This is a genomic window from Mycobacterium sp. E3198 (genome assembly GCF_001667015.1).
Classification (GTDB): domain Bacteria; phylum Actinomycetota; class Actinomycetes; order Mycobacteriales; family Mycobacteriaceae; genus Mycobacterium.
Genome location: NZ_LZIS01000024.1, coordinates 1 through 12,170, shown reverse-complemented (window position 1 = coordinate 12,170; position 12,170 = coordinate 1). Strand labels below are relative to the sequence as shown.

Below are 12,170 nucleotides of genomic sequence, written 5' to 3'. Positions count from 1 at the left end.
GCCAGCGTGGTAGCCCAGCATCGCGGCCGCGTCCTGAGCCCACATCTCCACGTAGTCGAACTCATTGGCTGCGATGGCTGGACTGTTCTGACCCAAGAAATTCGTCGCCACCAACGACCCCAACGTCGTTCGGTTGGCCGTCACCGCCGTCAGGGGCACCATCGCAGCCAACGCCGACTCGAACGCCGTTGCCGCCGCCCGAGCCCCGCCAGCCATCGCGGCAGCCTGATCGGCGGCCGCGTTCAGCCACGTCACGTAGGGCGCGGCCGCGGCCGCCATCGCCGCCGACGCCGATCCCATCCACGGCCCGCCGGCCAACCGGGTGATCTCCGACCTGAACGACGACGCGGAGGCCTGCAAGTCCTGGGCCAGCCCATCCCAGGCCTGCGCGGCCCCAATCAGCGGTCCCGATCCCGCACCAGCCAAAATCCGTGCCGAGTTGATCTCCGGCGGCAACCACGAAAAATCCAGGACCATCACAACCCCCGCACAGCTGGCCGCATCAGCGCTCTCTACCGCCCTCCACAACAACAGTCGACTCAGGCAATAGTTACCGACGGCGACTATTTACAAGCTATCGGGATGGTAAGGCAACTCACGGCAGAAAGCTGCGCTTCCGCCAAAATCTTTTGGCCGCAAAAAGCAGTGGAAACCGGCGCCTATTTGCCAGGGCTGACGAAGCGGCCGTCGGAGGGTGGTCGCGCGCGACCGCTGCGAGAGCCCGGCGCCTTAGAATCGACCCGTCAGCGCTTTGTCCAGCGCATTTCTTTCACCCCGGCCTGCTAGCCTCTAACAAAGATTTGGTTCGGCGGGAGGACGAATGCGCATGCCGTCGGTGGCCGACCGCATGAATCAAGCCGGAACGCGCCGCACCGAAATCCTGCGGACGGCAGCGTCGTTGATCGCGTCCTCCGGATTGCGCACCTCCTTACAGGAGATCGCCGACGCGGCGGGCATTCTCCCCGGCAGCCTGTATCACCATTTCGAATCCAAAGAGGCGATCCTCGTCGAGCTGATGCGTGGCTACCAGGACGATCTGAATGGGATTGGCCAAACCGCGCAGGCGAGATTGGACCAACCCGACGAACGACCGGCGTCGGAGAAGATCGTCGAACTCGGATCGGCGATCGCCCACTGCGCCGTGCGGCACGGGGCCGCGCTGCAGATGTCTTTCTACGAGGGGCCGAACGACGATCCCGAGCTGATGAAGCTGACCCACGAGGCGCCCAACGCGGTGCGGGAGGCGATGCTGCAAACGCTGCGCGCGGGCAGGTGGAGCGGCTACATCAAGCCCGACGTCGACCTGCCCACGCTGGCCGACCGGATCTGCCAGACGATGCTGCAGGTCGGGCTCGTCGTCATGCGGCACACCGCCCCCGTCGACCAGGTGGCCCGGCTGCTGTGCCGAATCATCCTGGACGGTCTGGCCGCCAAGCCGCCGACGGACGCGGCGCTGGATCGGTCCAACGCCTTCGCGGCCGCCCGCGACGTCATCGGCACGTGGGCCGACGACAGCGAAACGGATCCCGACGACAAGGCGGCCCGCGTCCTTGCGGTCGCACGAACCGAGTTCGGCCGCAAAGGGTATGAGGTCACCACCATCAGGGACATCGCGTCGGCTGCCGGCCTCGGCACCGGAACGGTCTATCGGGTGATCGGGTCCAAGGATGAACTCCTCGCCTCGATCATGGAATCCTTCGGGCGCAAGGTCGAGGCCGGTTGGGTCGGCGTCCTGCGCTCGGATTCCACCGCCATCGAGAAGCTCGACGCCCTCAGCTGGGTCAACGTCAACGCACTGGACCGGTTCCCCGACGAGTTCCGTATTCAGCTCGCCTGGATGCGGCAGTCGCCGCCGAACACCCCCAACCCCGGCTGGCTGTACGCGACCCGGCTTCGGCAGATGAAATCGCTGCTTTCCGAAGGGATCCGCGCGGGCGAAATCAGTGTCGACGCCCCGTCCACCGCGATGCTGGCGCGGTGCGTCATCGGCCTGCAGTGGATTCCCGAGAACATCCTCGCCGACGTGGGCAAACGCGCGGCGCTGGTGCACGTCCGCGACACCGTCCTGCGGGGCGTCGCGGTCCGCACCGGGTAGGTGTTGAACCAAAAAACTGTTACCCATACAGTTGGGCAATTAGAACCGGGTTGGCAGTGAAAGAGAAGGAGATTTCCATGACTGTGGTCGATCGGTTGCGCTACGACGGCAAGCGGGCTCTCGTCGTCGGCGGAGCCACCGGCATGGGCGCGGCGGCGGCCAAGTCGGCGGCCGAGCTCGGCGCCGAGGTCATCGTGATGGACTACGCGCCGGTGGGCTACGACGTCGCCAAATCCATCCAGGTGGACCTGCGCGACCCCGCCTCGATCGATGCCGCGATCGAGCAGCTGGACGGCCCGATCCACGCGCTGTTCTCGGCCGCCGGCATCGCCGACGGCACCACCGACCTGATGGCGATCAACTTCGTCGGCCACCGCCACCTCATCGATCGGCTGCTCGAGAAGAACCGGCTTCCCTCGGGCTCGGCGATCTGCTTCATCTCCTCGGTGGCCGGCATGGGCTGGGAGAACGACCTGGAGCTGCTGACGGAGTTCCTCGCCACGCCGGACTTCGCGTCGGCGCAAGAGTGGGTCAAGGCGCACGAATCGGAAGGCATCATCCACTACGGGTTTTCCAAGAAGGTCGTCAACGCCTACGTCGCGACGCAGGGCTACCCGCTGCTGAAGAAGGGCATCCGGATCAACGCGATCTGCCCGGGTCCCACCGACACCCCACTGGCTCAGGCCAACGCCGACCTCTGGCTCACCTTCGCGCAGGATTACCGCGACGAGACCGGCTCCAAGGTGCACACCCCGGAGCAGATGGGCGACGTGATGGCGTTCCTGAACAGCGCCGCCGCCTTCGGCATCAACGGGATCACGCTGCTGGTGGACTACGGGCACACGATGGCCTCGCTGACCGGCGCCTACCCGCCCGGCAAGCCGATCATCGACCTGATCATGGGCCGGGTGAAGCTCTAACGCGCGCGTCGAGTGTGAAGCCGTTGCGAAAAATCATGAAGAATTTCGCAACCACTTCACGCTCGGCGTAGGCGGGCGAAACCCTATGGCTTCCTATGGCTTTTCGGGGCCAGTAGTGGCGGTCGCGAGCGCGGCGTAGCCGGGCGCTAGGGGGTGCCCCCGCGGAGCTGGGGACGGGTCGCCACCACCAGGATCGGCGGTCGGTACCGTCGGGGGCATGGCACGCATCGTCGTCATCGGCGGACACGGCAAGGTCGCGCTGCAGCTGGCTAGCATCCTGACCGAACGCGGCGACGAGGTCAGTTCGGTCTTCCGCAACCCCGACCACGCCGACGACGTCGCCGCCACGGGTGCGCAGCCCGTGGTGGCCGACATCGAGCGGCTCGACACCGACGCGCTGGCCGGCCTGCTGGCCGGTCACGACGCGGTGGTCTTCTCGGCGGGAGCGGGCGGCGGTAACCCGGCGCGGACGTACGCCGTCGACCGCGACGCCGCGATCCGCGTGGTCGACGCCGCCGCGCGGGCGGGCGTTCAGCGGTTCGTGATGGTCTCCTACTTCGGGGCGGGCCCGGATCACGGTGTGCCGAGCGAGAATTCGTTCTTCCCGTACGCGGAGGCCAAGGCGGCGGCGGACGCGCACTTGCGCGCCAGCGGTCTGCAGTGGACCGTGCTGGGACCCGGCCGGCTGACCTTAGAGCCGCCGACCGGCCGGATCGTCGTCGGCGCGGGGAAAGGCGAGGTCTCCCGGGCAGATGTCGCGCTCGTGGTGGCGGCCGCGCTGGCCGACGACTCGACCATCGGCCGCACCATCGACTTCAACAACGGTGACATCCCCATCGCCGAAGCGCTGGGCACATGAAGCTGGCCGACTGTCCGGTCTTTCCCCCCGAGGCGGGAATCGCCCTCAGCACGGACCGCGGCTTGGGTTGGCGCCTGGCGCGCCAGGCCGGCCCGGTGTTGCGAGATCCGGCGGGTAACTGGGTATTTGTCGTCGGGCGAGACGAAGTGTTGGCGCATCTGGACGACCCGAGGTTCGATCGCGCCCGCGCCGTTCCCGACCGCGATCTCGAGGTCCACCAGCAGCTGTTCGCGCCGAAGTCAGCCCATGAAATTGCGGCGGCGTTCCGCCCGACCGCGGCAGCGCTGATCGACCGTTTCGCCGCCGCGGGTGGCGGTGACGCGGTGGCCGAGGTGACGACGCCGATGGCCGGCGCCCTTTTCGACATCGTGGCGCGGCTGCGGCTATTGCCCGCCGAGCTGCTGGCCGGGCAGTCCGGCCACGTCTTTGCCGAGGCCTGCCGCAACTTGTTCAAACACGCCGGCTGGCACCTGCTCGCGTTGGCATGCAACCCAGAATTGTGCGACATGCTTCGACGTGAGCCCGAGCTGATACGCGGATTCGTCGAAGAGGTCCTCCGGTTGGAGCCGATGGTCCAGGGTTGCCAGCGCTTCACCACCCAGCCGACGACCGTCGGTGCGGTAGAGCTGCCGCCCGGCAAGGTGGTGCTGTTATGCATCGCCGCGGTGCAGCGGGACGGCAGCGACGCGATGTCCACCGATGATCTGGTGATTGGCGTTAGGGCGCACCGGCATTGGAGTCTGGGTGCGGGGTCCATGCGTTGCCGTGGCGGGCACATCGTCCGGCAGGTGTTGCGCGTGCTGGTTGAGGAGTGGGTCGAGCGGGCCGGGCATCTCGGGCTGGTTGCCGGCTTCTGGCCGGTGGCCGGATTCCCGCAGACCGAGAGCTCTCTGTGGCTGCCGCAGCTGCCGCTGGCGACGAGGGCTTAGTACCGGTCGAGGCCCGGCGCCTACGGCTGCGCGGGACCGGGCGCAACCAGAGTTCCCGACAGGCACTGTTGAAGTTCCTGACTACCGGGAGCGAAGTCGAAGCCGCAGTTGCAGTCGCGAGCGTCCTTGGGCGGGAGCGCATTGCAAAAGTCGGTGCCGGCCGAGGCCGAGGGCGCCGTCCAGATAACACCAGCGGCCAAGACCGCCGCTGCAGCGCCGAACGTGGCCATCGATTGTCTCGTCTTCATGGTGGGTTTCCTTCTCTCGCGGTGAAGCATTTGTACCAGCGCGGAGGCTCCCCCGCTGAAGTTGACGGGCACGCTCACCCGCGGCGCGCACGGTAAACTCCGCTGCGCAGCTGGTCTGCCGTCGCCGCAACCGCGGCGCCAGCATCGAGCGAGGCATGTTAGACGTGCATCGCGAGAGGGAACCCGGTGAGAGTCCGGGACTGTCCCGCAGCGGTATGCAGGAACGACCGCCGTCAGATGCACTGGTCGCAAGGCCGGGAAGCGACGGCCAGTAGGAGCACCAGGTGCGCGCCTGCGAGTCCGAAGACCTGCCGGCTGTGCCGGGCGCGCCGCGTCCGGCCGGCTCATCGCCTCGTGGAATGGGCGTGTGGTCGTGGCCGTTAGCGGTTGTGTGGCTTGAAAAATCAGGTGCGCACCGCGACGGCATCGGCTGTGCGTCCACCGGCGGTGATAACCACCCGTCGAGTGTTAGGACGAATAGTGACCTCTCAACCATTTACCGCTACCGTCACCGGCTCCCCGCGCATCGGCCCGAAACGCGAACTCAAGCGCGCCACCGAGGGTTACTGGGCCGGGCGCACCAGCCGGGCCGAGCTGGAATCCGTCGCCGCCGATTTGCGCCGCGGCATGTGGTCCGCGCTGGCCGGCGCCGGCCTGGATTCGGTCCCGGTGAACACCTTTTCCTATTACGACCAGATGCTCGATACGGCGGTCATGCTCGGCGCGCTGCCGGCCCGCGCCGCTCAGGTTTCCGACGATCTGGACCGTTACTTCGCCGCGGCCCGCGGCAACGCCGAGGTCGCGCCGCTGGAGATGACCAAGTGGTTCGACACCAATTACCACTATCTGGTTCCCGAGATCGGGCCCGCGACCACGTTCTCCCTGAACCCCGACAAGGTGCTCTCCGAGCTGAAGGAGGCGCTGCAGCAAGGTATTTCCGCCCGCCCGGTGGTCATCGGGCCCATCACCTTCCTGGTGTTGAGCAAGGCCGTCGACGGCGGCGGCGCCCCGATCGAGCGGCTCGAAGAGCTGGTGCCGATCTACGCGGAGCTGCTCGGTTTGCTCGCCGACGGCGGGGCGCAATGGGTGCAGTTCGACGAGCCCGCGCTCGTCACCGATATCTCGCCCGACGCGCCCGCGCTGGCCGAGGCGGCGTACAACGCGCTGGGCGCGGTGCGCGACCGGCCCGCCATTCACGTCGCCACCTACTTCGGCGATCCCGGCGCCGCCCTGGCGGGGCTGGCCCGCACGCCCGTCGAGGCGATCGGTATCGACCTGGTCGCCGGCGCGGGCACCGCGGTCGCGGGCATCCCGGAACTGTCCACCAAGCTGCTCGTGGCCGGCGTCGTCGACGGGCGCAACGTGTGGCGCACCGATCTGGAGGCGGCGCTGGGCAAGCTGGCCACCGTGCGCGGTTCGGCGGCGAACCTCGCGGTCTCGACGTCGTGCTCGACGATGCACGTGCCGTATTCGCTTGAGCCCGAAGCCGATCTCGACGACAGCCTGCGCAGCTGGCTGGCGTTCGGCGCCGAAAAGGTGGGCGAGGTGGTCACCCTCGCACGCGCCCTGCACGAAGGACGTGACGCGGTCGCCGAACAGATCGCGGCGTCCAACGCCGCCACGGCGTCGCGCAAGCGCGATCCCCGCCTGCACGACAGCCAGATTCGGGCGCGGATCGACTCGATCATCGCGTCGGGCACGCACCGCGGCGACGCCGAGCGCCGCCGCGCCAGCCAGGAGGCCCGGCTGCAGCTGCCGCCGCTGCCCACCACGACCATCGGCTCGTACCCGCAGACCTCCGCAATCCGCAAGGCGCGCGCGGCGTTTCGGGCCGGCGAGATCGACGAGGCCTCCTACGTCGCCAAGATGCGCAAGGAGATCGCCGACGTCATCGCGCTGCAGGAGCAGCTCGGCCTCGACGTGCTGGTGCACGGCGAGCCCGAACGCAACGACATGGTGCAGTACTTCGCCGAACAGCTGCAGGGGTTCTTCGCCACGCAGAACGGCTGGGTGCAGAGCTATGGCAGCCGCTGCGTTCGACCGCCGATCCTCTACGGCGACGTGTCGCGGCCGCATCCGATGACCGTCGACTGGATCGGCTACGCCCAGTCCCTGACCGACAAGCCGGTGAAGGGCATGCTGACGGGGCCCGTCACGATCCTGGCCTGGTCGTTCGTGCGCGACGACCAGCCGCTGGCCGACACCGCCAACCAGGTGGCGCTGGCCATTCGCGACGAGACCGTGGACCTGCAGGCCGCCGGGATCGCCGTCATCCAGGTCGACGAGCCGGCGCTGCGCGAGCTGCTCCCGCTGCGCCGCGCCCGGCAGGACGACTACTTGCGTTGGGCCGTAGGCGCTTTCCGGCTGGCCACCTCTGGCGTCGCCGACTCGACGCAGATCCACACCCACCTGTGCTACTCGGAATTCGGCGAGGTGATCGGGGCCATCGCCGACCTGGACGCCGACGTCACGTCCATCGAGGCGGCCCGCTCGCACATGGAGGTGCTCGACGACCTGAACTCCGCCGGCTTCGCCAACAGCGTGGGACCGGGCGTCTACGACATCCACTCGCCACGCGTGCCGAGCGCCGGTGAGATGGCCGAGTCGCTGCGCGCGGCGCTGAGGGCCGTGCCGCCGCAACGGCTTTGGGTCAATCCCGACTGTGGGCTCAAGACGCGCAACGTCGACGAGGTGACCGCCTCGCTGCGCAACATGGTCGCCGCGGCGCAGGAGGTGCGGGCGGGCGCCTAACTGCCGAGCGTCACGCCAGCGTGGCGCTCAGCGCCGAGCGTCACTCTGGCGTGACGTTGGGCGCTTCGGTCAGCACCTGGACCGGCACGTCGTCGGCCCAGGGCTGCCGGGTCACCATGTCGGCGACCCGCACGATGCCGCGCTCGAACTCGCCGGTCGCCGCGTCCACCAGCCGGTAGGCCTGGGTCTGCTGGTGGATGGGCTGCGCATCGAGCAGCACGACGCGCACCTCGCCCGGCTCGAAGTGGCAGCGCTGCTGCATGGCGGCGATGAGCTGCTCGTTGTGCATGTGGCCGTCGCCGAAGTTCCAGCCGATCGCGGTGCTGCAGATCCGCTCGCCGTCGGTGATGACGTAGTCGTCCTCGTTCTGCCCCGCCATGGCGCGGTGGGCCAGCGTGAACAGGGCCCTGCCGTGGGTGTTGAACCCGCGGAACGCGTACCCCATGAAGATCGGAATCTGGGCCGCTTCGGGGCTGCCGTAGAACCGCTCCAGCTGGGCCTGCGGCATGCTCGCGATCGCGATGATGCCGCGGCCGATCTTCTCGTTGGCCGACGGCTTGATGCACCACAGCGTGGTGTCCCAGTTACCGGCGTAGTAGCGCATCCCCGGCAGGAACGAGACCTTGCGCGGGAACATGTTGCCCAGCACCACGATTCCGGCGATCACCACGAACAGGATCGCGACCACCACCGGGTGCCTCAGGTCGGTCAGCCCCAGCCGGGCGTGCGCGACGAACAACGACAGCACGCCGAAGATCATGAAGACGTTCCACTCCAGCGGCACGCCCATCGGGATGGACACGAGGATCCCCAGGTGGAAGCACACCATCACCACGGCGGCCACCGTCGTCGGCCAGCCGCCGTGGCAGAAGAACAGCGGCAGCGGCACCAGCATCTCGACGGCGGTGCTCACATGGGCCACGAACCGGGACAGCCGGCCGGGCCGCAGGTCGTCGGGGAACTTCTCGAAGAACCGCCGCTTGAGCCAGCGGGGCCGCATCAGCGGGTTGTTCGACATCATCGTGGAGATCACGAACGGGAAGTGCTTGTTGAGCTTCGAGGTCGCCGCGCCCATCCAGATGACCAGGAACACCACCTTGGACCCGACGATCATGTCGGGCCCGCCGAAGAGGAACGTCACCGCCATCGTCGCGTAGACCTCGCCGCGCGCGGCCAGGAAGATCACCTTGTCGCGCAACCCCAGCACGCCGAGGATCAGCAGGATCCAGACGACCTCCGACGTGGGCAGCAGCCCCACTGTGGTGCCCAGCTCCGGCACCGGGCCGGTGCCGTCGGAGAACAACGCCCACAAGGTCACCAGCAGCAGCGCGGCATACAACAAGACGTCTACCGGCCGGCGGGCGGTGCCCCTGGTGAACGGGACGCGGTCCGGCCACGGTGGCAGCCGGATGGTGCCGAACCGCATCCAGTACAGGATGGAGCCCAGCGGCGGGAAGAACCGGTTGTTCAACGGGCCGAAGCCGCAACCCAGCCCGACCACCTCGAACAGCATCGTGTAGAGCACGACCTTCTCGAAGACGATCGGCTCGGACCACCAGTGCGCGACGTTGGTGAAGCCGCCGAGCCCCTTGGTGGCCGAGGCGAACAGCCACCCGCCCAGGATGTAGAGCAGGATCTTGGCGACGTAGAACAGGTGCAGGGCGACGGGCGTGCCGAAGCCCACCTCGGCCCAGTGCCGGGCCATCGGGCGGATCTTCTCGCTGCGGGTGCCCTTGTTCCATTCCTCCATGTCGAGCTGCGGCAGCTCGGGCTTGAGAAATCCCATGGTTTGACAGATTAGAACGCGTTCTAGGCGCGTGGCTTGGGTAGGGGCAAAGAATCCTTTGCCTCGGAGTTAATGCCCGGATACCGTGAAGTCGCTAGGAGAGCTTGCCCATGAACAGACTTCGATTCGTCGTCGCGGCGCTGATCGCGGCCGTCGCACCGGCCGCCGGCGTCGGCGTCGCCCGGGCCGACGTCCCCGGGCCGGGTGACGCCTGCACGGTGCTGCACGCCACCACGCAGGACGCCAATGGCCGCACCATGTGGTGCAACCCGACCATGACCGGCAACCACAGCCTGGTGTGGCAGTACGGCGGCCCGTCGAGCCCTTAGTCGGGCAGGCACGTGCTTGAGTGTGAACTCGCGGCTATTGGTGTGCGTTCACGGCGGGAAATCGGCGAAATTCCCGCCCGGCTGCAACACTCAAAGCCCCAGGTGCACACTGAAACTCAGCCGAAGATGCCGGGCGGGAGCACCGGCGCGCGGCCCAGCACCCGCGCATCGATCACGATATTCAGCGCATCCACCGCGTCGAGGTCGGCCAGGGCGTCCACGGCGGACAGGAACCTGCGCTGCTCCGCCGAGTCCACCACGCCGTCGGCCAGCTCGCTGAACTTGCGCATGTACTGCGGGCGGCGAAAGGGTCGGGCGCCCAACGGGTGGGCATCGGCCACGGCCAACTCGTCGGAGATCACCTCGCCGCTGGTGAGCGTCACCTCCGCGCGCGCCCCGAACGCTCTCTCGGCCGGATCCGTCGCGTGGTAGCGCCGCGTCCACTCCGGGTCCTCGACGGTGGAGATCTTGCGCCACAGTTCGACGGTGTCGGGCCGGTGCGCGCGCTCCGGAGCGTAGGAACGGTCGTGCTGCCACGTGCCGTCCTGCAGTGCGACGGCGAAGATGTACGGCAGCGAATGGTCCAGCGTTTCGCGTGACGCGTCGGGGTCGAACTTCTGCGGATCCCCGGATCCCGTCCCGATCACCACGTGGGTGTGGTTGCTGGTGTGCAGCACGATGGCCGCGACCTGGTCGAGATCGCCGATCCGCTGCCGCAATCGCCGGGCCAGGTCGATCGGCGCCTGGCTCTGGTATTCCGCCGAGTGCTCCTTGGTGTAGCTGTCCAGGATGGCGCGCTTGGGTTCGCCGGGAGCCGGCAGGGGGACGTGGTAGGCGCACCCGGGCCCACCCAGCAGCCGGGCGATCACCCCGTCCTCGCCCTCCCAGATCGGGGCCGGCGACCGCTCGCCGCGCATCGCCCGGTCGACCGCCTCGATGGCCGTCTTCCCGGCGTGCGCCGGCGCGAACGCCTTCCAGCTGGAGATCGAGCCCTTGCGCGATTGGCGGGTGCTGGTGGTCAGGTGCAGCGCCTGCCCGACCGCCTGGTAAATGGTCTCGGTGTCCAGCCGCAGCATGGTGCCGATGCCGGCGGCCACCGAGGGCCCGAGATGCGCGACGTGGTCGATCTTGTGTTCGTGCAGGCAGATGCCGCGGGCCAGGTCGATCTGGATCTCGTAGGCGGTGGCCACGCCGCGGATCAGGTCGGCGCCGCGCACGCCGAGCTGCTGCCCCACCGCGACGAGCGGGGGGATGTTGTCGCCGGGGTGGGCGTACTCCGCGGCCAGGAACGTGTCGTGGAAGTCGAGCTCGCGCACCGCGACGCCGTTGGCCCACGCCGCCCATTCCGCCGAGTGGGCGCCGGCGACACCGAAGACCCCCGCCCCCGGCCGCCCCGGATGGGCCAGCGCCTGCCGGCGCGCCACGGCGACGGGCCGGCGCAGCACCGCCGCCGCGCTGACGGCCGCGTTGTCGATGATCCGGTTGGCCACCATCTCCGCCGTTTCCGGCTCGACGGCGACCGGATCGGCGGCGACGTCGGCGATCTTGGCGGCCAGGTGCTCGCCACGGGGGAAGTCCTCGGAGCTGCGCCGCGCCCGGACCGTGTGCACGATCATCACATGGAGTACACCACCACGTGGTCCTGACCGATCGCACGGCTAGTCCGCGGCCGGTCGGGACGGCAGCAATGCCGGGTATGATCTCGCGGCGCCTTAGGTAATGGCCTCGGCGGCAACGGATTTTGCGGCAATCGTGTCGAATCTCGGCGCGGCCGAGGACGAGGCGCCGACCGGCGTCGCGCTCGCAGGCCGCTTAGGTAAACCCTGCGGATTTCGCGATTCTCCGCACCTGCCTCGGTGACGGGTGTTTGATGCTGAGCTATCTCCCGAAAGGAGCGGTGCAGCGTGTCCCGGTTCAAGTCGTGGGTGGGCCAGCCCGACCAGTTCGACTGGATCACCGCCGTCTTGCGCGAGCGTGGACTGCTCCGCGCGACGCAGTGGAGCCTGGCTGCCATCTCCTCGATATCGGCGCTCGTCCCGGTGACCACCCCGAAAATCTCGGATTGGACCCGCGTCGGCCACCGCGTCAACCAGAAGACACTGACCGCGACGACGAAGACCGCGGCGACCGCGTCGACGAGCACCACCTCGGCCGTCGGCGGATGGGTGCTGAGCATGGTGGTCACCGGGACGAGCGCCGATATCGAGGAGATGGCAGCCAGGCTCCACTGCGTCGCGCGGAGCAGTCCACGCT

Annotated in this window: 9 protein-coding genes, 1 pseudogene and 1 riboswitch; of the genes and pseudogenes, 7 read left to right on the top strand and 3 right to left on the bottom strand. The window is 68.3% G+C overall.

Features of this window, described 5'->3' with window-relative positions; all coding sequences use genetic code 11:
• Window positions 1-477 (bottom strand): PPE family protein (locus A5673_RS03620; protein ID WP_156747822.1); only part of this gene is annotated, 477 nt, incomplete at its 3' end.
• Window positions 478-820: 343 nt separating this feature from the next.
• On the opposite strand from A5673_RS03620, the gene A5673_RS03615 reads away from it, so the two are divergent.
• The 5 genes from A5673_RS03615 (at window position 821) to metE (ending at window position 7,802) form a co-directional block, all read left to right on the top strand.
• Complete coding sequence (locus tag A5673_RS03615) at window positions 821-2,095, top strand: TetR/AcrR family transcriptional regulator (protein ID WP_068227192.1); 1,275 nt, start codon at window positions 821-823, stop codon at window positions 2,093-2,095.
• A 77-nt stretch (window positions 2,096-2,172) separates the two neighbouring features.
• A complete protein-coding gene (locus A5673_RS03610) occupies window positions 2,173-3,015 on the top strand; it encodes an SDR family oxidoreductase (protein ID WP_068227194.1) in 843 nt (280 codons plus the stop codon).
• A 217-nt stretch (window positions 3,016-3,232) separates the two neighbouring features.
• Complete coding sequence (locus A5673_RS03605; protein WP_068227190.1) at window positions 3,233-3,874, top strand: SDR family oxidoreductase; 642 nt, start codon at window positions 3,233-3,235, stop codon at window positions 3,872-3,874.
• On the top strand, window positions 3,871-4,803 hold the full coding sequence (locus tag A5673_RS03600; protein ID WP_068227188.1) for a cytochrome P450: 933 nt from the start codon (window positions 3,871-3,873) through the stop codon (window positions 4,801-4,803). The genes A5673_RS03605 and A5673_RS03600 overlap by 4 nt, the downstream gene beginning before the upstream one ends.
• Window positions 4,804-5,203: 400 nt before the next feature.
• Window positions 5,204-5,364: riboswitch (cobalamin riboswitch) on the top strand.
• 167 nt (window positions 5,365-5,531) lie between these two features.
• Complete coding sequence (gene metE / locus A5673_RS03595) at window positions 5,532-7,802, top strand: 5-methyltetrahydropteroyltriglutamate--homocysteine S-methyltransferase (RefSeq protein WP_068227185.1); 2,271 nt, start codon at window positions 5,532-5,534, stop codon at window positions 7,800-7,802.
• Window positions 7,803-7,842: 40 nt separating this feature from the next.
• Here the strand turns inward: metE and A5673_RS03590 are convergent, their stop codons facing one another.
• The gene (locus A5673_RS03590; RefSeq protein WP_068227183.1) at window positions 7,843-9,588 is read right to left on the bottom strand and encodes a DUF3556 domain-containing protein; all 1,746 of its coding nucleotides are present in this window, start codon (window positions 9,586-9,588) and stop codon (window positions 7,843-7,845) included.
• A gap of 110 nt (window positions 9,589-9,698) precedes the next feature.
• On the opposite strand from A5673_RS03590, the gene A5673_RS03585 reads away from it, so the two are divergent.
• Window positions 9,699-9,917 carry a hypothetical protein gene (locus tag A5673_RS03585; protein ID WP_068227182.1) on the top strand — a complete coding sequence of 73 codons (219 nt, stop codon included), beginning with the start codon at window positions 9,699-9,701 and terminating at the stop codon, window positions 9,915-9,917.
• Between the two features lie 116 nt (window positions 9,918-10,033).
• On the opposite strand, the gene prpD is transcribed toward A5673_RS03585, so the two are convergent.
• Window positions 10,034-11,533: a 2-methylcitrate dehydratase PrpD gene (gene prpD / locus A5673_RS03580; RefSeq protein ID WP_068227180.1), complete on the bottom strand. Its 1,500-nt coding sequence runs from the start codon at window positions 11,531-11,533 to the stop codon at window positions 10,034-10,036.
• A gap of 288 nt (window positions 11,534-11,821) precedes the next feature.
• Between prpD and A5673_RS03575 the strand changes: the two are divergent.
• Window positions 11,822-12,170: pseudogene (locus tag A5673_RS03575) on the top strand (hypothetical protein); the annotation flags it as partial.

What these genes read in the sequence shown, in the direction of transcription:
- prpD (WP_068227180.1), bottom strand. Translation starts at nt 11,533, where the DNA reads ATGATCGTGCACACGGTCCGGGCGCGGCGCAGCTCCGAGGACTTCCCC.
- A5673_RS03610 (WP_068227194.1), top strand. Translation starts at nt 2,173, where the DNA reads ATGACTGTGGTCGATCGGTTGCGCTACGACGGCAAGCGGGCTCTCGTC.
- A5673_RS03585 (WP_068227182.1), top strand. Translation starts at nt 9,699, where the DNA reads ATGAACAGACTTCGATTCGTCGTCGCGGCGCTGATCGCGGCCGTCGCA.
- A5673_RS03615 (WP_068227192.1), top strand. Translation starts at nt 821, where the DNA reads ATGCGCATGCCGTCGGTGGCCGACCGCATGAATCAAGCCGGAACGCGC.
- A5673_RS03605 (WP_068227190.1), top strand. Translation starts at nt 3,233, where the DNA reads ATGGCACGCATCGTCGTCATCGGCGGACACGGCAAGGTCGCGCTGCAG.
- A5673_RS03590 (WP_068227183.1), bottom strand. Translation starts at nt 9,588, where the DNA reads ATGGGATTTCTCAAGCCCGAGCTGCCGCAGCTCGACATGGAGGAATGG.
- A5673_RS03600 (WP_068227188.1), top strand. Translation starts at nt 3,871, where the DNA reads ATGAAGCTGGCCGACTGTCCGGTCTTTCCCCCCGAGGCGGGAATCGCC.